General features: G+C 71.0%; 21 protein-coding genes and 2 pseudogenes. 6 read left to right on the forward strand and 17 right to left on the reverse strand.

The window, feature by feature from the left end; genetic code table 11:
* Positions 1 to 114 precede the first annotated feature (114 nt).
* A complete protein-coding gene (locus tag ACIQHQ_RS15120) occupies positions 115 to 657 on the forward strand; it encodes a PPA1309 family protein (protein WP_402612353.1) in 543 nt (180 codons plus the stop codon).
* A 49-nt stretch (positions 658 to 706) separates the two neighbouring features.
* Here the strand turns inward: ACIQHQ_RS15120 and ACIQHQ_RS15125 are convergent, their stop codons facing one another.
* The 4 genes from ACIQHQ_RS15125 to ACIQHQ_RS15140 all read right to left on the reverse strand — a co-directional run bounded on the left by ACIQHQ_RS15125 (position 707) and on the right by ACIQHQ_RS15140 (position 3,854).
* Positions 707 to 1,798 (reverse strand): PDZ domain-containing protein, encoded by a 1,092-nt coding sequence (locus tag ACIQHQ_RS15125; RefSeq protein WP_402612354.1) that lies wholly within the window; start codon positions 1,796 to 1,798, stop codon positions 707 to 709.
* A gap of 100 nt (positions 1,799 to 1,898) precedes the next feature.
* Positions 1,899 to 2,063 carry a hypothetical protein gene (locus ACIQHQ_RS15130; RefSeq protein WP_402612355.1) on the reverse strand — a complete coding sequence of 55 codons (165 nt, stop codon included), beginning with the start codon at positions 2,061 to 2,063 and terminating at the stop codon, positions 1,899 to 1,901.
* A gap of 115 nt (positions 2,064 to 2,178) precedes the next feature.
* Positions 2,179 to 2,640: a molybdenum cofactor biosynthesis protein MoaE gene (locus ACIQHQ_RS15135; RefSeq protein ID WP_402612356.1), complete on the reverse strand. Its 462-nt coding sequence runs from the start codon at positions 2,638 to 2,640 to the stop codon at positions 2,179 to 2,181.
* Between the two features lie 92 nt (positions 2,641 to 2,732).
* The gene (locus ACIQHQ_RS15140; RefSeq protein WP_390991398.1) at positions 2,733 to 3,854 is read right to left on the reverse strand and encodes an NAD-dependent epimerase/dehydratase family protein; all 1,122 of its coding nucleotides are present in this window, start codon (positions 3,852 to 3,854) and stop codon (positions 2,733 to 2,735) included.
* A gap of 192 nt (positions 3,855 to 4,046) precedes the next feature.
* Between ACIQHQ_RS15140 and ACIQHQ_RS15145 the strand changes: the two genes are divergently transcribed.
* Complete coding sequence (locus ACIQHQ_RS15145) at positions 4,047 to 5,507, forward strand: zinc-dependent metalloprotease (RefSeq protein WP_402612357.1); 1,461 nt, start codon at positions 4,047 to 4,049, stop codon at positions 5,505 to 5,507.
* On the forward strand, positions 5,504 to 6,031 hold the full coding sequence (locus tag ACIQHQ_RS15150; protein ID WP_402612358.1) for an NUDIX hydrolase: 528 nt from the start codon (positions 5,504 to 5,506) through the stop codon (positions 6,029 to 6,031). The genes ACIQHQ_RS15145 and ACIQHQ_RS15150 overlap by 4 nt, the downstream gene beginning before the upstream one ends.
* A 155-nt stretch (positions 6,032 to 6,186) precedes the next feature.
* On the opposite strand, the gene ACIQHQ_RS15155 is transcribed toward ACIQHQ_RS15150, so the two are convergent.
* From ACIQHQ_RS15155 to ACIQHQ_RS15170, 4 genes are all read right to left on the reverse strand, one after another.
* Positions 6,187 to 6,942 carry an AIM24 family protein gene (locus ACIQHQ_RS15155; protein ID WP_402612359.1) on the reverse strand — a complete coding sequence of 252 codons (756 nt, stop codon included), beginning with the start codon at positions 6,940 to 6,942 and terminating at the stop codon, positions 6,187 to 6,189.
* 16 nt (positions 6,943 to 6,958) lie between these two features.
* A complete protein-coding gene (locus tag ACIQHQ_RS15160; protein WP_234845832.1) occupies positions 6,959 to 7,639 on the reverse strand; it encodes an AIM24 family protein in 681 nt (226 codons plus the stop codon).
* Positions 7,640 to 7,650: 11 nt separating this feature from the next.
* Positions 7,651 to 9,351 carry a TerD family protein gene (locus ACIQHQ_RS15165; RefSeq protein WP_402612360.1) on the reverse strand — a complete coding sequence of 567 codons (1,701 nt, stop codon included), beginning with the start codon at positions 9,349 to 9,351 and terminating at the stop codon, positions 7,651 to 7,653.
* Between the two features lie 142 nt (positions 9,352 to 9,493).
* Positions 9,494 to 10,102 (reverse strand): M48 family metallopeptidase, encoded by a 609-nt coding sequence (locus ACIQHQ_RS15170; protein WP_402612361.1) that lies wholly within the window; start codon positions 10,100 to 10,102, stop codon positions 9,494 to 9,496.
* Positions 10,103 to 10,419: 317 nt separating this feature from the next.
* On the opposite strand from ACIQHQ_RS15170, the gene ACIQHQ_RS15175 reads away from it, so the two are divergent.
* Positions 10,420 to 11,631 (forward strand): ThiF family adenylyltransferase, encoded by a 1,212-nt coding sequence (locus tag ACIQHQ_RS15175; protein ID WP_402612362.1) that lies wholly within the window; start codon positions 10,420 to 10,422, stop codon positions 11,629 to 11,631.
* Complete coding sequence (locus tag ACIQHQ_RS15180; RefSeq protein ID WP_402612363.1) at positions 11,624 to 12,991, forward strand: ABC1 kinase family protein; 1,368 nt, start codon at positions 11,624 to 11,626, stop codon at positions 12,989 to 12,991. Before ACIQHQ_RS15175 ends, ACIQHQ_RS15180 begins: the two co-directional genes overlap by 8 nt.
* Positions 12,992 to 13,007: 16 nt before the next feature.
* Here ACIQHQ_RS15180 and ACIQHQ_RS15185 read toward each other — a convergent pair whose 3' ends face one another.
* The 5 genes from ACIQHQ_RS15185 to ACIQHQ_RS15205 form a co-directional block, all read right to left on the reverse strand.
* Entirely contained in the window at positions 13,008 to 13,226 is a 219-nt protein-coding gene (locus ACIQHQ_RS15185) for a hypothetical protein (RefSeq protein ID WP_402612364.1), read from the reverse strand.
* A gap of 298 nt (positions 13,227 to 13,524) precedes the next feature.
* The gene (locus ACIQHQ_RS15190) at positions 13,525 to 13,848 is read right to left on the reverse strand and encodes a hypothetical protein (protein WP_402612365.1); all 324 of its coding nucleotides are present in this window, start codon (positions 13,846 to 13,848) and stop codon (positions 13,525 to 13,527) included.
* Entirely contained in the window at positions 13,845 to 14,213 is a 369-nt protein-coding gene (locus ACIQHQ_RS15195; RefSeq protein WP_030854855.1) for a WhiB family transcriptional regulator, read from the reverse strand. Before ACIQHQ_RS15195 ends, ACIQHQ_RS15190 begins: the two co-directional genes overlap by 4 nt.
* 174 nt (positions 14,214 to 14,387) lie before the next feature.
* The gene (locus tag ACIQHQ_RS15200; RefSeq protein WP_361301695.1) at positions 14,388 to 14,714 is read right to left on the reverse strand and encodes a hypothetical protein; all 327 of its coding nucleotides are present in this window, start codon (positions 14,712 to 14,714) and stop codon (positions 14,388 to 14,390) included.
* 164 nt (positions 14,715 to 14,878) lie between these two features.
* The gene (locus tag ACIQHQ_RS15205; RefSeq protein WP_402612366.1) at positions 14,879 to 17,161 is read right to left on the reverse strand and encodes an ATP-dependent DNA helicase UvrD2; all 2,283 of its coding nucleotides are present in this window, start codon (positions 17,159 to 17,161) and stop codon (positions 14,879 to 14,881) included.
* A gap of 96 nt (positions 17,162 to 17,257) precedes the next feature.
* Here ACIQHQ_RS15205 and ACIQHQ_RS15210 point away from each other — a divergent pair, with 96 nt between their 5' ends.
* Positions 17,258 to 17,515: a mycoredoxin gene (locus ACIQHQ_RS15210; RefSeq protein WP_187823882.1), complete on the forward strand. Its 258-nt coding sequence runs from the start codon at positions 17,258 to 17,260 to the stop codon at positions 17,513 to 17,515.
* Positions 17,516 to 17,730: 215 nt separating this feature from the next.
* Here ACIQHQ_RS15210 and ACIQHQ_RS15215 read toward each other — a convergent pair.
* The 4 genes and pseudogenes from ACIQHQ_RS15215 to ACIQHQ_RS15230 all read right to left on the reverse strand — a co-directional run.
* Positions 17,731 to 17,936, reverse strand: a pseudogene (locus ACIQHQ_RS15215) (hypothetical protein); the annotation flags it as partial.
* 54 nt (positions 17,937 to 17,990) lie between these two features.
* Positions 17,991 to 18,053 (reverse strand): annotated as a pseudogene (locus ACIQHQ_RS15220) (hypothetical protein); the annotation flags it as partial.
* A gap of 72 nt (positions 18,054 to 18,125) precedes the next feature.
* The gene (nudC, locus tag ACIQHQ_RS15225; RefSeq protein ID WP_402612367.1) at positions 18,126 to 19,070 is read right to left on the reverse strand and encodes an NAD(+) diphosphatase; all 945 of its coding nucleotides are present in this window, start codon (positions 19,068 to 19,070) and stop codon (positions 18,126 to 18,128) included.
* 155 nt (positions 19,071 to 19,225) lie between these two features.
* Complete coding sequence (locus ACIQHQ_RS15230; protein ID WP_402612368.1) at positions 19,226 to 20,629, reverse strand: dipeptidase; 1,404 nt, start codon at positions 20,627 to 20,629, stop codon at positions 19,226 to 19,228.
* Between the last annotated feature and the right edge of the window lie 7 nt (positions 20,630 to 20,636).

Below are 20,636 nucleotides of genomic sequence, written 5' to 3' on the forward strand. Positions count from 1 at the left end.
CCGCGTCTTCACGGGCCGTGCGTGGCCCCCGTGATCGTGGGCCCCCACCTATGCAACTTACTCACCGTTTACTCGGTTCCCGATTCCGGCCGGGAACGAGGCAGGATTGTGACCATGTCCAACACTCCCATGGCTGCGAACCCGCTCACCCGGGCCGTTCTCGAGATCGACGAGTACGTCTCCGGCCTCGGCTGGGACCAGTCAGCCCGCCTTTTCGCCCTCGTCGACACCGCACGGCTGCGGGCAGAACAGCCCTCACTCGCGGACCGGCTCGGCCTGGGGGACGAGCCGGAGAACTCCGGCCTCACCCCGATCGAGCAGGACGAGGTTCCAACGGGCAAGCCGCTCGACGAGTTCCTCGCCACCATCGCCTGGCCCGACGCGGTGGTCGGCTGCGCCCTCGCCGTGGAGCGACTGATGCTGCCGCCGTCCGCGGAGGCGCAGGTTCCGCAGGGTCTGAGCGAGGCCGCGCTCACAAAATGGGTGGCGGACCACCCCGACCGCCAGGAGGTCCGCATGACGGTCGGGGTCCTGCGCGACGGCACACGTGAGTCGGCCCTGCGGCTGCGCGAGAAGGACTCCCCCACCGAGGTCCTGACCGGTTCCGACCTGGTCCCGGGGCTGGCGGAGGCGCTGGCTGCGACGTTCGAGGAATAGGCCGAGGGGCCCGGGAGGGTCCGGTCGGCCGGGCCCTCGGCTTCTCGGACTACTTACCGCACTTCGGCAGAGCCGCGGTGTCGCCGCTGCGGATGTCCTTGAGCGCGCCGAGGGCGTCCTGGATGGTTCCCACCTTGACGAGGGTGAGGCCGTCGGGGGTGTCCTTGGCGGCGGCCGCGCAGTTGTCGGCGGGCGTGAGGAAGTACTGCGCGCCCTTGGCCCGCGCACCCACGGTCTTCATCTCGATGCCGCCGATCGGCCCGACCTTGCCGGCGTCGTCGATCGTGCCGGTGCCGGCCACGAACGTGCCGCCGGTCAGGCTGCCCGGGGTGAGCTTGTCGTAGATGCCGAGCGCGAACATCAGCCCGGCGCTCGGCCCGCCGACGTCGGCCAGCTTGATGTCGATGGTGAACGGGAACGTGTGGTCGGTCCCCGCCGAGATCCCGACGATGGCGCGCTTCTCACCGTCGTCGTCCGACGTCGCGGTGGTCATCGTGATGACCTGTGTCCTGGTCGGCGTCCGCTTCTCCTTCTCCGCGGCGGCCTGCTCCTTGGCCGGCACGATCGTGAAGCGGACCTCCTGGCCCGGCTTGTGCTTGGTGACGAGCTTCGCGACGTCGGCCGGCGCCTTCACCGTCGTACCGTCGACGGCCTTGATCACGTCCCCCGCGTGCAGCTTGCCCTCGGCCGGGGACCCCTTGACGACTGTCGAGACGATCACCCAGGACTTCACCGGAACGTCCAGCTCCTTCAGGGCGGCGACCTTGGCGCTCTCCTGGGACTGGCTGAACTCCTCGGCGTTCTCCTGGGTGGACTGCTCCTCGGTCTTGCCGTCCGGGTAGAGCGTCTCGTGCGGCACGACCTTGTTGTCGTGCGCGAGCCAGCCGTAGACGGCTTCCACCAGGTTCATACGGTAGTCGGCACTCGTGACCCGGACCGTGGTCATGTTCAGGTGGCCACTGGTCGCGTACGTCTTCTTCCCCGCGATCTGCAGCACCGGCTCACCGTCGTGATCGCCCAGCGTGTTCACCGTCGGCCCCGGGGACATCTCCGCATAGGGCACGGGGATGAACACTCCCGCGCACAGGAGCGCGATCAGCATCAGGGTGGAGGCGAGCATCGTCGCGGTGCGGCGTGGCATGACTCGACATTACGGGACGGCCCTGTCAGCGCACCGTCAGGGCCGCCCGTCCGGGCGGCCCTGCGCTCTCAACCGTCTGTGACCTGCTGTTCTTCGACCGTCAGCCACCCGGCCAGGGCTTCTCCATGGCCTCCCGGAAACGGGCGTAGCCGGTGAGCTCCGGACCGTCGTTGCGTACCTTGCGGGTCCGGTTGACCCAACTGCCCCAGAGCCCCGCGCCGATGGCAGCCACAAGCGGAATCAGCAACCAGGCGAGCGCCGCCATGCCGACCTCCAACCCCTTCGAGCGTCCGCAACTGACTGATCAGCAGATTAACCATCCGCAGTGACAACGCTCACGCCAGGGGTGCGGTTACGCAACCGGAAGGCGGCTTGGCGGATCAGCAGGCGCCGACCCATTCCTCGGTGCCGTCGGAGAACTTCTGGTGCTTCCAGATGGGCACCTCGTGCTTGAGGTCGTCGATCAGCTTCCGGCAGGCCTCGAAGGCCTCCCCGCGATGCGGGCAGGAGACGGCGACGACCACGGCGAGGTCCCCGACCCGGAGGTCCCCCACGCGGTGCACGGCCGCCAGGGCCCGCACCGGGAACTCGGCGGCGACCTTCCCGGCGATCCGCCGCATCTCCGCCTCGGCACTGGGGTGGCAGGAATACCCCAGCTCCTCGACGTCGGCGCCACCGTCGTGGTTGCGCACGGTGCCCACGAAGAGCGCGGTGCCCCCGGCCGCGTCGTCCCCGACCGCCCGGAACACCTCGTCCAGCGAGAGGGCCGTGTCCCGGATCCCGATCAGCTTGATCGGGTCCTGCGCGGCCTGCTCACCGGGGTGATCGTTCGTGGTTGCCATGCCTCCATCGTGCCGCACGCGACCGGCCGCGCGGAACAAGGCTGTCGGCCGGCACGCGCGCGTCGCGTTCGAACTCTCCTGCAGGGGCCCTCTCAGATCCGCCGCCGGGCCTTCCGCGCCCGCCGTACCACCGCCGCCGCGCCCAGCAGGGCCACCGTCGCACCCGCGGCACCCGCGGCCGTGGCGTCCTTGCGGCCCAGCCGCCGCCCGGCGACCGTGTGCCGCCCGGAGACCTCCTCCAGGAGTTCCGCCAGCACCTCCTCGTTGGTGTACCGCGGCCGCCACCCGGCGTCGTGCAGCCGGCTGCCGCTCACCACCCAGGGGTACATCGTGTACGCCAGATCTCCGGCCGGGGACGGCGTCAGCCCGATCCGGTGCAGTCGTGCCGCCGCGCCGAGCGCGACCGCCGAGGGCAGCTCCATCCGCCGGATGCCGCTGAGCTCCTCGACCTCTTCCTGCTCCAGCCAGCCGTCGCACCCGACGGTCAGTTCCCCGTCGACCTTCTCCAGGACGGCGTACTCCAGCGCGCTGCACAGGTCCTCGACGTGGCAGAACTGCCACGCGGGCCGCGACCCGGCGACGACGAGCAGCCGGGGAGACTCGAAGTACCTGGTCAGGGCGGTGTCGGTGCCGCCCACCAGTACGGCCGGCCGTACCACGGTGACATTGAGCCCGGGATGCGCCCGGGGCGCGCGCCGCGCCAGCCGTTCGATCTCCAGCAGGTCGCCGACGCCCGTCGCCTCCGCCGTGGCCCGCAGCTCGGCGTCCTCGGACAGCGGCAGCTCGTTGTCGGGGAGCGCCCCGTAGACCATCGCCGAGGTGCACAGCACGACCCGGTGCACTCCGGCCGCCGCGGCAGCCGTCAGGACGGTCTGTGTCCCCCGTACGTTGTAGGCCGTTCGGGCGGCTGCGTCGGTTTCCAGATCGAGATCCAGTGCCAGGTGCACCACCACGTCGGCGCCACGCAGTTTGTCAGCGATGGCCGGATCCCGTACGTCCAGGATGTGCCACTGGGCCGCCGCGCACTCGCCGCGCCGCTCGTCGATGGCCACGACCTGCTTGACCTCGTCGGATGCCGCGAGCTGCTCCGTGAGCAGGGCTCCTACGCCGTAGGCGGCGCCGGTGACCGCGACGACGGGCCCACGCGCCGCGGAGCTCGCGGAACTGGTTGACTGGTTTCGCGCTGCGCGAACCTGCGGATCTGGGGAACTCACCGGGCGTCTCCAGCGGTTGTCTTCAGTACGAGCGCGTCCGACGCGTGCGTACCAGGTGGCATCCATCCTGCCGCAGGCCGTCAGCCGGCGAAGCACCGAGGCCCGATCCGCCCCAGGTGTCTACGCTGGGTGGTGTTGTCGGGCAGCCGTGCCGCCGGAAAGAACCGGCGGCCCTACCAGCCGAGGAATCCCGTGAGTGACACCCCATTCGGATTCGGCCTTCCGCCGGAGGAGCCGGACGACGGCGACGAGGGCAAGAAGAAGGACCAGCAGAGCGGTGGTGGTCAGGGACCGGCCAACCCGTTCGGTTTCGGCGGCCTGCCCGGAGCCGGAGGCTTCGGCGGAGGCCCTGGCGGCCCCGGCGGCCCCGGTGCGGACAATCCGTTCGCAGCCATGTTCGGGTCGCTGAACCCCACCGACCTGGGTGCCGCGTTCCAGCAGCTCGGCCAGATGCTCTCCTACGAGGGCGGACCGGTGAACTGGGACATGGCCAAGCAGATCGCCCGCCAGACGGTCTCCCAGGGCAGCCCTGACGGTACCAAGGACGCCAGTGTCGGCCCGGCCGATCGCAAGGCCGTCGACGAAGCCGTCCGCCTGGCCGACCTGTGGCTCGACGATGCCACCTCCCTGCCGTCCGGCGCCGCCTCGGCGGTGGCCTGGAGCCGCGCGGAGTGGGTCGAGGCCACCCTGCCCGCCTGGAAGGAGCTCGTCGACCCGGTCGCCGAGCGCGTGGGCACCGCCATGGGCGACGTCCTGCCGGAGGAGATGCAGGCCATGGCCGGCCCGCTGATCGGCATGATGCGCTCGATGGGCGGCGCCATGTTCGGTACGCAGATCGGGCAGGCCGTCGGCGTGCTCGCCGGTGAGGTCGTCGGCTCGTCCGACATCGGCCTCCCGCTCGCCCCGGCCGGGAAGGCCGCCCTGCTGCCGGTGAACATCGAGACGTTCGGCAAGGACCTGAGCGTTCCCCAGGAGGAGGTGCGCCTGTATCTCGCCCTGCGCGAAGCCGCCCACCAACGCCTGTTCGCGCACGTGCCGTGGCTGCGCTCGCATCTGTTCGGTGCCGTCGACGGCTACGCCCGCGGGATCAAGGTCGACACGGCCAAGCTGGAGGACGTGGTCGGGCAGTTCGACCCGCAGAACCCGGAGCAGTTGCAGGAGGCCCTCCAGCAGGGCATGTTCCAGCCGGAGGACACGCCCGAGCAGAAGGCGGCCCTGGCCCGTCTGGAGACGGCTCTGGCGCTCGTGGAGGGTTGGGTGGACGCGGTGGTCCACGCCGCCGCGAAGCCGCGCCTGGCATCGGCCGACGCCCTGCGCGAGACGCTGCGCCGCCGCCGCGCCTCGGGCGGTCCGGCCGAGCAGACGTTCGCCACGCTGATCGGCCTGGAGCTGCGCCCGCGCCGTCTGCGGGACGCCTCCCGTCTGTGGGCTTCGCTCACGGACGCGCGCGGTGTCGACGGCCGGGACGCCCTGTGGCACCACCCGGACATGCTGCCGACGGCGACCGATCTGGACGACCCGGACGGCTTCGTGCACCGCGAGCAGATCGACTTCTCCGAGTGGGACAAGATGCTCGGCGAGGCGGCGGACAAGCCCGACCTCAAGAAGAAGGACCAGGGCGAGGACGAGAACAAGGGCGACGACGCCGGGTGAGGCTGTACGACGACGCGGTCCTCGTGCTGAAGGGGTACGAGGACCAGACAGAGCTGCGCCAGGCCTATCTCGACCACCTGGCGCAGCACCCGGACGGTCTGTGGAAGGCCTGCCACGCGGGTCATCTCACGGCGAGCGCCCTGGTGATCGACCCCGAGGGCGGCCGAGTGCTGCTCACCCTGCACAAGAAGCTCCGGATGTGGCTGCAGACGGGCGGCCACTGCGAGGAGGGCGACGCGTCCCTGGCGGGGGCGGCCCTGCGTGAGGCGACGGAGGAGTCCGGTGTCCCGGGGCTCACCCTGCTGCCCGGCGGCCCGGTGCGCCTGGACCGGCATCCGATCCCGCCGCCGTGCCACCGCCACTTCGACGTCCAGTACGCCGTCCTGGCACCGCCGGGCGCCGTGCAGGCGGTCAGCGACGAGTCGCTCGACGTGCGCTGGTTCGGCTACGACGAGGTACCGCACGTGGCGGACGAGTCGGTCGTCCGGCTGCTGGAGGCGACGCGGGCGAGGCTCGCGCTCTGAGCGGAAGTAAGGGGCGGTCGCAGGAACGGCCGCCCCTTACATGTGATCCTGACCGTGGGGTGCCCCCCGGGGCACGGGGACTGCGCGACAGTCCCGGACGGCCCGCAGCCCGAGGCGGGACGGACAGCCCACGATCGGCCGAACCCGCGGAGCGATCAGCTCCAGGCGTTGCCCTGGTTCTGCCCGCGCGCTCCCTGCTGGCCCATGCCGTACTGCGCGGTGAGGCCCGAGCCGATCTGGGCGTTCTGCGGCGGCAGCAGTTCACTCGGCTGGACGAGTGCGAAGCCGGTGCCCATGAAGCTCAGCTCCCAGCCCTCCCCGGTGCTGCCACGCCGCCGCCACACCCCGGAGGAGTGCGTCTGGGCCTGCATCTGCACCCGCAGGCCCGTGGACCAGGCGACGATCGCGTCGGCGTCGCAGTTGACGTACCTGTCGGGCGTCACCTGCAACAGCAGCGGCATGCCGGATGTCATCAGGGCGACCTTGCCCCGGCCGGAGATGTTGAGCTGGTACTTCCCGGAGCCGGAGATGCCGTACAGGCTGTCCACGGCGATGACCTCGTGGTGCAGCGAGGAGTCCATCGCCAGCACATAGCTGCTGTCGACGGTGAGGCCGTCCTGGTCCACGTCCATGACGTGGACGTGCTGCTTGAGGTTGGCGAGGTAGACCGTGCCCTGCCCGTGGCAGCGCATCAGGTCGAGGCCCTCCCCGGTCTGCGCACGCGCGCGTGACTGCTGGTTGCTCTGGTACTCGGCGTCAAACTCGACGAGGCCCTGGTAGGCGACCATGGTGCCCTTGCGGGCCAGGATGTCCTCGTGGCCCTCCAGGGCGACGCGCAGCATCTGCTTGTTCTGCAGGCTCCAGCGTTCCTGGGTCTGCTGCTCGTTGTAGGCGAAAATCGGGCTCTGCATGGCGTGTGGCTCCCCCTCAGCCCCGGAACCGGAGGCGGTCGGTGCTGTCCTCGCTGGGCTGGACGACGACGATGCCCTGACCGGAGAAGGCCATCTGGTAGGCCTCGCCGCTGCCGCGGCCGATCAGCGACTGGGCCCGAAAACTGCGCTTGCCCTTCACCTTGAGGTTCGGTGACCAGGCGACGAGCGCGTCGGGGTCGACGTAGGTCTCGTCCTCGCCGCCTCCGCAGTCGACGACGATGGGCTTGCCCCGGGACGTCAGCGCGACCCAGCCCTGTCCGGAGATCTTGGTGTTCCACAGGCCCTGGCCGGCGAACTTCGCCAGGCCCTTGACCCGCTCCACGCCCCACGTCAGGTGGGCGTCGAAGGCGAGCAGGTTGGTGGCGTTGACGGAGATGCCGTCGCCGTTGAGGTTGATGACGACGACGTTCGCCCCGTAGTCGGCCAGGTAGAGCAGGCCGTCGCCGGAGCACTTCATCAGGGGCGCGCCCTCCCCGGTGAGCCAGTCCTTGGCGATCTGGCGCACGGCCGGCGGGTTGGGCTCGTACTGCACGAACCCTTCGTAGGCGACCATCGACCCCACGCGCGCGAGGAGGTCGTTCCCGGTCTGCATGGCGACCTTCAGCATGTGATTGCCGTGGTTCTCCATGCGGGCGGTGACGGGTGCGGGGGCGTGGCCCGCGAGCTGCTGTGTCATGACGGGCTCCCTCAGACCTCGTACGGCTGGACGACGATGAAGTTCCCGGGCGCTCCCCGGAACTGCAGGTTGACGCTCTCCCCCGTGTCACCGGGATAGGCGTTGCGGCGCATCCTTACCTGGCTGGACACGACGACCTGGGCGGCGGCCGACCAGGCGACCACTGCGTTGCAGTCGGCGAAGGTGGTGGGCGTGACGGGCAGCACCACGGGTGTGCCGTGCGTCTTCACGACGATGGTGCCCGTGCCCTGGAACTGCATCGTGAACAGCGCGCCGCCGGGGATGCCGTGGCCCTCGATGCGGCGGACCTCGTAGGTGAGGCTCTCGTCGAAGGCGAGGACGTTCTCTGCGGAGACGCAGACGGCGTCCCCCTGGAGCTCCAAGGGATGGAGCATGGTCGAGTTCTCGGCGAGGAACACCTGCCCCTGGCCCGTGCAGCGCATCAGCTGCATCTCCTGGCCGGTCGCGTTGCCCACGATCCGGCCGGCGAACCCGGCGCCCTTGTAGCTGAAGTCGACCTTGCCCTGGTAGAGCACCATGCTGCCCTGCCGGGCCAGCACGGGCTGTCCCCCGATGCCGAGGTCCACGCGGACGAGCTTCTTGTTCTGCTGTGTCCAGCGCTGCCCCGTGGGGGTCTCCTTGAACTGCTGGAGCGCGGCGGACACACCGGCGCCCTGAGGGGCACCTTGCGGAGCACCCTGCGAAGCTCCGTAGGGGGCCTGTCCGAAGGGCGGCTGCTGACCGTAGCCGGGGGGCGGGGTGTGCTGACCGTAGCCGGGGGGCGGGGCGGGGGCCTGGGGTGCCTGCGGCAGGTGGGGTGCCTGGGGCTGACCGTAGCCGGGGGGCGGCGGGGCCGTCTGGCCCGGGACCTGGCCGTACGGCGGCGGCTGCTGGCCCGGCTGGCCGTACGGCGCGGGTGCCGGGGGCGGCACCGGCGAGCTGCCGGGCGGGGTGTGCAAGGGCGCGACGACGGTCGGGGCGGCGTGCACCGGGGGTGCGGGCGCCGGAGGCGGAGTGGGCCCGGGCGGGGGCGCGAAGCCCTGGGCGGGGCGGGGGGCGGGAGCCGGAGGCGCTGCCGGTGCGGGGGCGGATTCCGAGGTTCCGGGGACACCGAACGCGGGTGGGGCGAAGCCGGGGGCGGCACCGGCCTGCGGTTGCTGCGGCGCGGGTGCGGGCGTCTCCTCCTCGGCGACCTCGCCGCCGAAGTTCTTCAGCAGCGCGTCCAGTCCTCCGTCGAAGCCCTGCCCGACGGCGGCGAACCGCCATACGTCCTTGAGGTAGAAGTCGCCCAGCATCACGGCCCGTTCGGTGGAGAACTCCGAGCCGGTGAAGGAGTAGCGCGCCACCTCCTCGCCGCCCGCGACGATGCGGATGTAGCCGGAGGTGATCTGCGACATCTGCCCGGCACCGTCGATGGTCGCCGTGAAGGACAGTTTCTGGATCTGCGGCGGGATCCGGTCGAGCGTCACCCGGAAGGACTCCGTGTCGCCCGCCTGGGCGCCCAGGAGCTGAATGGACTCCTCGGGGGACTTCGGCTGGTTGAAGAAGACGAAGTACCGGTCGTCCGAGAGCCGTTCGCCGGCGTCGAGGCCGAAGCAGCTGATGTCGAAGCTCAGCCCGGGGCCGGCGATCTGCACACCTACGTACAGATCGGTGCCCGCGGTGAGGTCACTGATCCTGGCCTTGTGGCCGCGTTGGAATTCCCTGGCCATGCGTAACGACCGTCCCCCATCCAGAACGTGAGTGCGTCGCGCCAGGCTAACGGCAAACTCGGACATTGGACGAGGTCGGTACAGAGCCGGTACACAACGCCCGCTCGGCCGTATCCGCTGTTCGCTCGCGGAAAGCGGTCGGTCACCCCGCGGGGTCCTCACCCCGCGCCCGGGGTACGTGGGGCAACCTCCCGGCCGCGACGACTCCTTCGAGGTAGCCGCGGGCCCGCTCCGTGCGCGGATAGGCCTCCAGCAGTGCCCAGAAGCGAGGTCCGTGTCCGGGTACGAGCAAATGGGCGAGTTCGTGGACGAGGACGTAGTCGACGACGTACTCGGGCATGCCCTGCAGGCGGTGCGACAGGCGGATGCTGCCCTCGGAGGGGGTGCAGGAGCCCCAGCGCGTGTTCTGGTTCGTCACCCAGCGCACCGAAGCCGGCCGGGCCCGTCCGTCGAAGTACTGGTCCGACAGGCGCCGGGCCCGCTCGGCCAGCTCTGCGTCGCCCAAGGCCCGCTTGCTCTCCTGGGCGGCGAGCCTGTCGAGCATGACGTGCACCCAGCGCTGCTCCTCCGCCTCGGACATCCGGGCGGGGATGAGCACGACGGTGCGATCGCCCTCGCGGTACGCGGAGACCGTTCTGCGCCGGCGGGCGCTCCTGCGGACCTCGATCGCGCTCGCCAGCGAGCCGCTCGGCAGCTGGCTCATCGTGCTGCGCGGTGACTTTCCGGCGCGGTGCAGTGGGTCGGCGGGCACGCCCCGACGTTACCCGCTGCACACGGGGAAGTCCCGGCTCCGGGATGGTTCGCTCCCGTCGGCCACCACCCGATGCCGGACTTGTACGACGAATGCCCGGGCCTGTGGACAACTTTCGGCAGCGGGCCGCGGGTTTGGGCATGCTGGATCTCGTCGGCGAAGCGATGACTGGGCCGACCCGGGACCAGGGGCCGCCTTGCGCTCTGGTGGCCGCCCACTCACGGGCTGTGCCTGCGACCGGCCTTGGCGCGACGGGCCCGGGCTGCGACTCGCTCCACCGACATACGGGAACGATCTATGACATACGGGGGCCTGTCATGCATCCGATGGTGAAACCGGCGCTGAGGCGCGGCTGGCGCGACCTCAACACCGTGCAGTTCGGAATGACTCCGGCGCATGCGATGACGCTCGGTCCGATGGACCTGGCGACGGGCAGCTTCCTCGACCTCCTGAACGGCACGCGAGGACTGGAGCTGCTGCGCGAGGAGGGACGCCGCATGGATCTGCCCGACGGTCATGTCGACGGGCTCGTGCGGAGACTCGCGCGAGCCGGGCTCCTGGACGACGCCCGGGGAGGCGGTCCGGCCGCTGACGCCCTGCGAAAGAAGAAGGAGGTCCTCGACCGGCTGCGGCCCGACCTGGCCTCCCTCTCCTTGACGACCTCGGCTCCCGGCGACGCGATGGGCCGACTGGCCGCCCGACGCTCGCAGCGCGTGCAGGTGCGCGGCGCGGGACGGGTGGGTGCCGTGCTGGCCTCGCTCCTGGCGGGGGCCGGTGTGGGCGGGGTGGACGTGCTCGACGCCGGCCGAGTGGAGCCGTGGGACGTGGCACCGGGCGGACATCCCGCGGAAGCCGTCGGCGACCGCAGGGACGAGTCGGCCCGCCGTGCCGTGCGCCGGGCGGCCCCGGATCGGCCTCCGCGCCGGACGCGGCAGGCGTCTTCGGAGGGAGGCGACCCGGGGTTCTCGCTGGTGATCATCGCCCCGCGGGACGATGTCGCCGTGCACGCGCCCGACCCGGCCGCCGCCGAGCCGCTGATGGCCTCCGGGACACCCCATCTGTACACCGGTGTCGTGGAGGGCACCGGCGTGGTCGGTCCTCTCGTCCTCCCCGGGGAGACGAGCTGCGCGGGATGTCTGCACGAGGGCCGCGCCCAGCGGGACCCGGCCTGGCCGCGCCTGGTCGCCCAGTGGCGTTCCGGCAGGCAGCGTCAGGTGCACCCCTGCGACCTGACGCTGGCCACGACCGTCGCCGGACTGGCGGCCGCCCACGCGCTCGCCTTCCTGGACGGCCGGATCCCCTCCAGCGCTGGGGCACGCTGGGAGGTCTCCGCCCCTGCTCTGCACTGGCACGCGCGGCCGATCTGGGCACATCCGGCATGCCCGTGCGCGGCGGCGGAGAGAGGAAAAGGGGAGCACCCCTCCGAGGACGGGGCATCGCACGAGACAATGGCGGTGCAACGGCCGTCGGAGCAATGCCGTGAGGCAGAGGCGGAGCGGCCGGCTGGGACTTGGAGGGCGCATGTCTGATCTTCCCCGGAAGGCGGTTACCCGGACCGCCAAGCTCGCCGCGCTCCCGCTCGGCATCGCCGGGCGGGCGACCTGGGGATTGGGCAAGCGGATCGTCGGTGAATCCGCCGAGCTCGTCGGCCGCGAACTCCAGCAGCGCACGGCGGAGCAGCTGTTCAAGGTGCTCGGCGAGCTCAAGGGCGGCGCGATGAAGTTCGGCCAAGCCCTGTCCGTCTTCGAGTCCGCGCTCCCCGAGGAGGTGGCCGGCCCCTACCGGGCCGCGCTGACCAAACTCCAGGAGGCGGCGCCGCCCATGCCGACCCGGACCGTGCACGCCGTGCTCGAGGAGCGGCTCGGCGAGGGCTGGCACGAGCTGTTCCTGGAGTTCGAGGACAAGCCCGCCGCGGCCGCCTCGATCGGCCAGGTCCACCGAGGGGTCTGGCACGACGGCCGCGAGGTGGCGGTCAAGGTGCAGTACCCGGGCGCCGGCGAGGCGCTGCTGTCGGACCTGAACCAGCTGAGCCGCTTCTCGCGTCTGCTCGGTCCGCTGATCCCCGGCATGGACATCAAGCCGCTGATCGCGGAGCTGAAGGACCGCGTCTCGGAAGAGCTGGACTACGGCCTGGAAGCCCAGGCCCAGCAGGCCCACGCGGAGGAGTTCACGGACGATCCGGACGTGGTCGTGCCACAGGTGGTCCACCAGTCCGACCAGATTCTGGTCACCGAATGGATGGACGGCATCCCGCTGTCGGAGATCATCTCGGACGGCACCCAGGAGCAGCGCGACCGTGCCGGTCAGCTCCTGGCCCGCTTCCTGTTCTCCGGCCCCGCCCGCACCGGCCTGCTGCACGCCGATCCTCACCCGGGCAATTTCCGGCTTCTGCCCGGCGGCCCGGCGGGTGAGGACGACTGGCGGCTGGGCGTCCTGGACTTCGGCACGGTCGACCGTCTTCCGGGTGGCCTGCCGGCCACCATCGGCGAGTCCCTGCGGATGACCCTCGACGGGGAGGCCGAGACGGTCTACGAGCTGCTGTGTGCGGAAGGGTTCGTCAAGGAGACGATAGAGCTGAACCCGGACGCGGTCATGGACTACCTGTTGCCGATCATCGAGCCGGCGCAGGTCGAGGAGTTCACCTTCACTCGGGGCTGGATGCGCAGCCAGGCGGCCCGGGTCGCCGACCCCCGCTCCCCTGCCTACCAGCTCGGCAAGCAGCTCAACCTGCCCCCGTCCTATCTGCTGATTCACCGGGTGACGCTGAGCACGATCGGCGTGCTGTGTCAGCTGGGGGCGACGGTGCGACTGCGCGAGGAGTTGGAGGGATGGCTGCCGGGGTTCGTCCCGGAGGATCCGGCGGACGGCGAGGAGGCAGCGGAGGCGTGAGTCCCGGCCGTGGGCCTCACCACCAGTCAGATTCCAGGCGCCCTTCGATGGACCTGAGGTTTTCCCGGGAGCACGTCTGGCAGTAGTGGCGGCGGACGCCGTCCTCCACGGAGTAGGTCCAGGTGAGTGTTGGGCCCACTCCATCGAGCGCGTCGGCCGTCGTGCCGCAGCGGGCGCAGACAAGGCGCCGCTCCTGCGCGGCGGAGTCGTCGCTGCCTCCGGTAGGACTCGTCATCCGGAGACGATATCTCCGCATCTCCGCGCCCAGCCGGCTCAGCGGCCACAACGCCCCGGGCCGGGGTGGGGCACATCCCCGCTGTGCCGGCGCCACGCCCCGGTGGCGGCGGGCCCAACACCCGGGCTCGGCGGCGCGACGCCCTGGCCTCGGTGCGCGCACCATTCCGGCTCGGTGCTGCCGTGAGCCCTCCTGGTCGTGCAACGCACTGCGGGGGCCGGTCCGTTCGGCACGGACCGGCCCCCGCGTTGAGTACTCGGCCTCCTGGGCGGGAGGCCTCCGCTTCAAGTGGGGCGGGTTACTGCATGACCGCCATGGCGAGCGCCCGGCGAGCACGCAGCGATGCGCGCTCCGCCCTGCGCTGCATCCGGCGGGCGGCCACCAGGCGCACGGCCTGTCGGTCTCGCTCCGCCTCCTGCAGTCGCTCGCGCATATGCGCACGAGCCATGGCTTCTGGAATGAGTTGCATCTCTCGGGTCCTGTTCTGACGCGAGTCCTTCGCGCCGCTGATGGTGAAGTCTTGGTTCGCGGAGCCTGCGGGATCGTAAGTGGACGGCTTCATCGGGGCCTGCTTCTGGGGGTCGTGCGTGAGGGGACGGTCGATCGTTCCTGCGGTGTTCATGCCGTGACCGGGTTCTTGCGCGGGCGGCCACGCGGCCGCTTCCGGGCGACGACGACACCCTGGACGAACAGCTCGCCACCCCAGACGCCCCAGGGCTCACGCCGCTCCTTGGCACCGGCGAGGCAGGCCTCGACCAGCGGGCAGGTGCGGCAGAGGGACTTGGCGTACTCGACGTCCGCGGGCGACTCGGCGAAGAAGACCTCCGGGTCGTAGGAGCGGCACGGGACGGGCACGCCGAGGTTCTCGATGGCGTCATCGAGCGCGGTGAGCGCGGTGAGCGGGGTCAAGGCGGGGTCCTCCGTGGAGCCGAGCTTGGGGATCGTGTCGGAAGGCGGTACGGACGGGGCGTGCGCTTCGAGTTGCACGGTTCGTCTTCCTCGTCTGGTCGTTCCGGCCGGTTGGCCGGGGGGGTGGTGGTACCGGGTTCTTTTCTTGTCCCGAGGCTCCTTCGGTCCGTCATCCCTGTTCAGGGACAAACAGAAGGGCCGCGGATCCCGGATGGGGTTCCGCGGCCCTGAAGGCGCCGGCCTGATCGACGATCAGGCTGGATCACTCCAGGGTTCTGGCCCACGGAAGGCCCACATCTGGTGGTGCTGCGTCGTCTGCTTCCGGAATCCGGCACCGGTCGCCGTAAAGGCATAGGCCTGTGCCTGTGCCTCTACTGCCGCTTCCAGTGCCTTGGTCGGTCGCTCATTGCGCTCACGAACGGGAAGGCCCGCGGGAGCAACGGAGGAGGACGCCGGACGGGCGGCACGAATGCCGGACAGACCGGTGCCCAGGTTCGAAACGCCGAGCATGCACGCGGAGACGGCCGAGCGATCGGTCATTTTCACAATGCTGACGGAGCTGGTGTTGATGCTGATCACTGGACTCGCCTCCTCTCGGCGTCTCGGGGGACTGGGTGAACCAGTCCTACGGATATGCAAGTACAACACGGAATCAGCGCCTCCGAGAAGGCCGCTGCTCTCGTGCCTAAGAACCTATGGGGATTGCTGGGGCATGCGCAAACTATTTTTTCGACGAGTTCGTGTCAGTCCTGATCTGTGTGCTCCGCGCCTGACTGGCCTGCGCAGATGGCCAGGACATCGGCCCCGTAACGGGTGAGCTTGCGCGTCCCGACGCCCGGGATGCGGGCGAGCTCGCGCTCGTCGTCGGGAGCGGTCTCGGCGATCGCCATCAGGGTCCTGTCCGTGAACACGCAGAACGCGGGTTGACCGCTGCTGCGGGCCTGGTCGGCCCGCCACTCCCGCAGCCGCTCGTAGAGGCCCTCGTTCATGTCGGAGGGGCAGTCGTCGCAGCGCATCAGCTTCATCTCGCCCGGGTCGGTCAGCGTGCGTCCGCAGACTCGGCAGCGGGCGGGGACTCGCTGGGTCCGTCTCGGGGCGGACCCCCTGGTTCCGGGGATTCCACGCTCGATCCCGCCAGCTCCGCCGATGGTGGTGCGGCCCGTGGTGGCCGTCGAGCCGGGGCGCAGCCCGTCGAGGAAGCGGCTGGGGCGGCGGTTGGGACGGCCGCCGGGTGAGCGGGAGAGCGCCCAGGAGACATGGAGGTGTTCGCGCGCCCGGGTGACCCCGACATACAGGAGGCGGCGCTCCTCCTCGATCTGCTCGTCGGTCTTCGCGTAGGTGATCGGCATCATGCCCTCGGCGACGCCGACCAGGAAGACGACGTCCCACTCCAGGCCCTTGGCCGAGTGCAGCGAGGCGAGGGTGACGCCCTGCACGGTGGGCGCGTGCTGGGCGTTCGCCCGTTCGTCGAGCTCGGCGACGAGGTCGGCCAGCGTGGCGCCCGACTTGGCGGCGGCGAAGTCCTGGGCGAGGTTCACCAGGGCGGCGAGGGACTCCCAGCGCTCCCGCACTGCACCGGAGCCGGCCGGTGGTTGCGGCGTCCAGCCCTCCCCCGACAGCACGGCGCGCACCTGGGAGGGGAGGTCGACGACATCGTCGAGAAGGGAGTCGTTGCCGCCGAAGCGAGCCGCGCCGCGCAGGGCGATGCCCGCCTTGCGCACCTCCGGGCGGTCGAAGAACCGCTCGGCGCCGCGCAGCTGGTAGGGCACCGCGGCGTCGGCCAGGGCCTGCTCGTAGGTTTCGGACTGGGCGTTCGTGCGGAACAGGATGGCGATCTCGGAGGCCGGGATCCCCGAGTCGATGAGCTCGCGGATCCGGCGGGCCGCGCCCTCCGCCTCCGCGGGCTCGTCTGTGTACTCGGCGTAGACCGGCTCGGGCCCCGGAGCGCGTTGGGAGACGAGCTCCAGGCGGTGGTCGGCGGCCCGGCCCCGGGCCTGGGCGAGCAGGCCGTTGGCGAGGTGGACGACCTGGGGGGTGGAGCGGTAGTCGCGGACCAGTTTGACGACGGTGGCACCGGGGTGGCGGGTGCGGAAGTCGAGCAGGTGGTCCGGGGTCGCTCCGGTGAACGAGTAGATCGTCTGGCTGGCGTCCCCGACCACACACAGGCTGTCCCGCTCACCCAGCCACAGTTCGAGCAGGCGCTGCTGGAGGGGGCTGACGTCCTGGTACTCGTCGACCACGAAGTGCTGGTACTGGGTGCGGATCTGCTCGGCGATGTCGTGCCGGTCCTGGAGGACGGCCACGGTCAGCAGCAGCACGTCCTCGAAGTCGATGACGGACCGCTCGCGCTTGACGTCCTCGTAGGCGGCGTAGAGCTGGGCGATCTCGGCGGGGTCGCGGGGGGACACACGTCCGGCCTTGGCGGCGGCGGGCGCGTAATCGGCGGGGACGGTCTGGGTGACCTTGGACCATTCGATCTCTGCGGTGACGTCCCGCAGCTCGCCCCGATCGAGCCGGATACGGCACGCGGCCGCCGCGTCGGCGACGAGCTGGATCTTGCGGTCGACGAGCCGGGGCATGGAGCCACCGATCGCTTTCGGCCAGAAGTACTGGAGCTGGCGCAGGGCGGCCGAGTGGAACGTTCGCGCCTGGACGCCGCCGGCGCCGAGCTGGCGCAGCCGACCGCGCATCTCGCCGGCGGCGCGGTTGGTGAAGGTGACGGCGAGGATGCTGGACGGGTGCAGGATGCCGGCGCGCACACCGTAGGCGATACGGTGCGTGATCGCCCGGGTCTTGCCCGTGCCCGCACCCGCCAGGACGCACACCGGACCGTGCAGGGCCGTGGCCACCTCACGCTGCTCGGGGTCGAGCCCTTCGAGCACCGCGTCGGCGGAGTCCGGTACCTGCGGGAACAGGGTGGAGTGCGTTGCTGCTGTCACACAGCCATGCTGCCAGGTCGCGAGAGACGGCCGCGCCGGTTGTCCACAGGCGGGCACTGATAGTCGTACCAATGCGGCAGGCGTCATGTCGGGCCGGTGCCGGGGCACGGGAATGGTGGACCTTTCACATACGTTCCCTCACTGCGACCACCCGCCCCGAGCCAATGAAGGAGCACGAGCGACATGCTGGGCACTGTGACGATGTACAGCACCACGTGGTGCGGCTACTGCCGCCGGCTGAAGAGCCAGATGGACCGCGAGGGCATCGCGTACACCGAGATCAACATCGAGCAGGACCCGGAGTCCGCCGCGTTCGTGGAGAAGGCGAACGGCGGAAACCAGACGGTGCCGACCGTTCAGGTGGTTCCCTCCAGTGGTGGCGCTGAGGTCGTGATGACGAACCCGAGCCTTGCCCAGGTGAAGCAGGCGCTCGGCGTCTGACCCCCGCGCGGCACACCCCCGACCGGCCTCACGCTGATCGGGGGTTTGTGTCCCCCCGGGCAGACCCAGCGGCAGGACAAGGCCCGCCCTCGGCACCACCGCCGTGGATGCGAGGCCGTCCCCCTGAAGCGCCCTGGAGGGCGCGGAGACTGAGCGCTCCACCTGGCAGCCGCCGCCAACCGAACCTCTGAGCGCGCGGTGGCAAAGCCGCAGGTTCAGAGCGTGAACACAGGCCGAGCAGGGAAATCCTCAAGAGGTCTTCGCCCTCCGGGCCGTACACGAACTCGGCCATGGATGGGTTGCGATGGGCGGTGGCCAGGGGCAGCCATGCCAGCAGGTGGCCGTAGCCTCCGCACACCGACTCGCCACCGTCTCCGCCGTGGACCGCTGTAACGTCGCTCGTCAGCTCCGTGCGGTAGGTGTACGCGAACTCACGGGCGAGCTTGATCATCTCCGGGGAGCGGTCCACCCCCGTGGCGGAGGCCGCCCGGGCCGCGAGCTTGCGGGTGAGCAGGCCGTCGCCGCAGCCGGCGTCCAAGGCCGCCCCGCACGGCAGGGTGGTGATGGACGTTGTGGTTCCAGTACGGGCCGGTCACAGCGGCGGCCACCGTCAGGCGGCGCTCCGCGTCGGGAGCGGCTTGCCGTACCAGAGCTCGATCAGGCGGGCCGCGATCGAGATGCCGTACGGCGGGAGCACCTCACCGGACTCGAAGGCGGCGCGCAGTTCGTCGCGGGAGAACCAGCGGGCTTCGTGGATCTCGTCGCCGTCGACATTGATCTCGGTCGAGGTGGCGCGGGCCATGAACCCCAGCATGAGGCTGGACGGGAAGGGCCAGGGCTGGCTGGCGACGTACTCGACCTGGCCGACGCTGATGCCGACCTCCTCGTGGACCTCGCGGCGCACGGACTCCTCGATGGACTCACCGGGCTCGACGAAACCGGCGAGCGTCGAGAAGCGGCCCTCGGGCCAGTGGACCTGGCGGCCGAGCAGGACGCGGTCGTCCTCGTCGGTCACGGCCATGATCACGGCGGGGTCCGTGCGCGGATAGTGCTCCGCGCCGCAGGCCTGGCAACGGCGGATGTGCCCGGCGGCTGCGATGACGGTCCGCTCCCCGCAGCGCGAGCAGAAACGGTGGGTGCGCTGCCAGTTCTCCAGACCCACCGCGTGCACCATGAGGCCCACGTCGCGTGCCGACAGCAGCGCGCCCGCCTCGCGCAGGCCCGCCGGGCGCGCGGACTGGTCCATGCGCCCGGGCAGGGAGTCCTTCTGGAGGGCGAAGTAGCTGACGCCGTCCTCGTCGATGCCGAGGAAGTAGCGGTGTGCCTCGGTCAGGGGGGCCTCGAACGAGGGAGTCATGACGAGTTCGGTGCGCCCGTCCGCTGTCTCGTCGATGAGGACCTGTCCGCCGGAGACCACGAAGCAGCGGGTGGTGGGGTGGCTCCACGCCGCCGCGAGCCAGGCCTCGTCGAGCCGGTGGTGCGCGGCCCTGTCGATGCCGCTCGGGGCGGTGAGCGAGATGGGGCGGTCGGCGTTGTGGTCGGTCCAGGTGGTCACGGGTGCTTCCAACTCCCCGGTGGGACGGTCGGGTTCGGCAGGCGGTTCAGCGGGACGTACGGCGGGAGACGACCCGCTCCGGCGGGCTCGGGCGGTGCGGGACGGTGCTTCCAGTGTGCCGCGCGCGTGTGGCCGGTCCGGGCGGCTCGGGACGCTCAGGGTGCATGGCGCCAGTTCTCGGCGAGGTCACCCCACAGGTACGCGGTGGTCTCGACGCCTTTGAGGAGCAGGTCGAGTTCGACTTTCTCGTTCGGGGCGTGCCAGCCGTCCGAGGGGACGGAGATGCCCAGGAACAGCACCGGGGCGCCGAGGACGTCCTGGAGGTCGGCCGCCGGACCGGAGCCGCCCTCGCGCGTGAAGCGGACCGGCTTCTCGAAGGCACGGCCCATGGCGCGGGTGACCGAGCGCAGGGCCGGGTGGTCCAGCGGTGTCAGGCACGGGCGGGTGGCGCCGCTGAACGTGATGTCACAGCGGATCCCGGGCGGTACCTGCTCCTCGGCCCAGGCGCGGACGGCTTTCGCCACATGGTCGGGGTCCTGGCCGGCGACCAGGCGGAAGGACAGCTTCAGCACGGCGGAGGAGGGGATGATCGTCTTGCTGCCGGGGCCCTGGTAGCCGCCGCCGATGCCGTTGACCTCCGCGGTGGGGCGGGCCCAGATCCGCTCCAGGGTGGTGTACCCGGCCTCTCCCTGCGTGGCGTGCGACTTGGCCGTGCGCAGCCACCGCTGCTCGTCGAAGGGCAGTTCGGCGAGCAGTTCACGCTCGCGGTCGGTGAGTTCGACCACGCCGTCGTAGAAGCCGGGGATCGCCACGCGCGCGTGCTCGTCGTGCAGGGCGGCGACCAGGCGGGCGGCGGACGTCGCCGGGTTGGGCACCGCGCCGCCGAAGGAACCGGAGTGGATGTCCTGGTCGGGGCCGTACAGGCGTATCTCGCACTCGGCCAGGCCGCGCATGCCGGTGCACACCGTGGGGGTGTCCTCGGACCACATGCCGGTGTCGGAGACGATCACCGCGTCGGCGCTGAGCCGCTCGGCGTGCTGCTCGACCAGGGCGCGGAAGTGCGGCGAGCCGGACTCCTCCTCGCCCTCGACGATCAGCTTGAGGTGCACGGCCGGGGTGGTGCGGCCGGTGGCGGCGAGGTGGGCACGGACGCCGAGGGTGTGGAAGAACACCTGACCCTTGTCGTCCGCCGCCCCCCGCGCGTAGAGGCGGTTCCCGCGCACGACCGGCTCGAAGGGCTCGCTGTCCCAGCCGTCCTCCCGGGCGGCGGGCTGCACGTCGTGGTGGCCGTAGACCAGCACCGTGGGCGCCTGCGGGTCGTCACAGGGCCACTCCGCGAAGACGGCGGGCGCGCCCGGGGTCGGCCAGACCTCGGCCGTCGGGAAGCCGGTCTCCCTCAGCTTGGCGGCGAGCCAGTCGGCGCTGCGTCGTACGTCGGGCGCGTGGTCCGGCTGGGCGGACACCGACGGGATGCGCAGCCACTCGGCGAGGTCGTCGAGGAAGGCGGCGCGGTGCTGCTGAATGTACGTACGGACGACGCTGTCCGGGGTCTGGCTCATGGTCACG

This window comes from Streptomyces sp. NPDC092370, assembly GCF_044755265.1.
Classification (GTDB): domain Bacteria; phylum Actinomycetota; class Actinomycetes; order Streptomycetales; family Streptomycetaceae; genus Streptomyces.

Coding starts and splice junctions, on each gene's coding strand:
- ACIQHQ_RS15165 (WP_402612360.1), bottom strand. CDS start 9,351: ATGGCCAGGGAATTCCAACGCGGCCACAAGGCCAGGATCAGTGACCTC.
- ACIQHQ_RS15210 (WP_187823882.1), top strand. CDS start 17,258: ATGCTGGGCACTGTGACGATGTACAGCACCACGTGGTGCGGCTACTGC.
- ACIQHQ_RS15180 (WP_402612363.1), top strand. CDS start 11,624: ATGTCTGATCTTCCCCGGAAGGCGGTTACCCGGACCGCCAAGCTCGCC.
- ACIQHQ_RS15120 (WP_402612353.1), top strand. CDS start 115: ATGTCCAACACTCCCATGGCTGCGAACCCGCTCACCCGGGCCGTTCTC.
- ACIQHQ_RS15130 (WP_402612355.1), bottom strand. CDS start 2,063: ATGGCGGCGCTCGCCTGGTTGCTGATTCCGCTTGTGGCTGCCATCGGC.
- ACIQHQ_RS15175 (WP_402612362.1), top strand. CDS start 10,420: ATGCATCCGATGGTGAAACCGGCGCTGAGGCGCGGCTGGCGCGACCTC.
- ACIQHQ_RS15230 (WP_402612368.1), bottom strand. CDS start 20,629: ATGAGCCAGACCCCGGACAGCGTCGTCCGTACGTACATTCAGCAGCAC.
- ACIQHQ_RS15135 (WP_402612356.1), bottom strand. CDS start 2,640: ATGGCAACCACGAACGATCACCCCGGTGAGCAGGCCGCGCAGGACCCG.
- ACIQHQ_RS15125 (WP_402612354.1), bottom strand. CDS start 1,798: ATGCCACGCCGCACCGCGACGATGCTCGCCTCCACCCTGATGCTGATC.
- ACIQHQ_RS15190 (WP_402612365.1), bottom strand. CDS start 13,848: ATGAACACCGCAGGAACGATCGACCGTCCCCTCACGCACGACCCCCAG.
- ACIQHQ_RS15160 (WP_234845832.1), bottom strand. CDS start 7,639: ATGACACAGCAGCTCGCGGGCCACGCCCCCGCACCCGTCACCGCCCGC.
- ACIQHQ_RS15205 (WP_402612366.1), bottom strand. CDS start 17,161: ATGACGCCTGCCGCATTGGTACGACTATCAGTGCCCGCCTGTGGACAA.
- ACIQHQ_RS15155 (WP_402612359.1), bottom strand. CDS start 6,942: ATGCAGAGCCCGATTTTCGCCTACAACGAGCAGCAGACCCAGGAACGC.
- ACIQHQ_RS15185 (WP_402612364.1), bottom strand. CDS start 13,226: ATGACGAGTCCTACCGGAGGCAGCGACGACTCCGCCGCGCAGGAGCGG.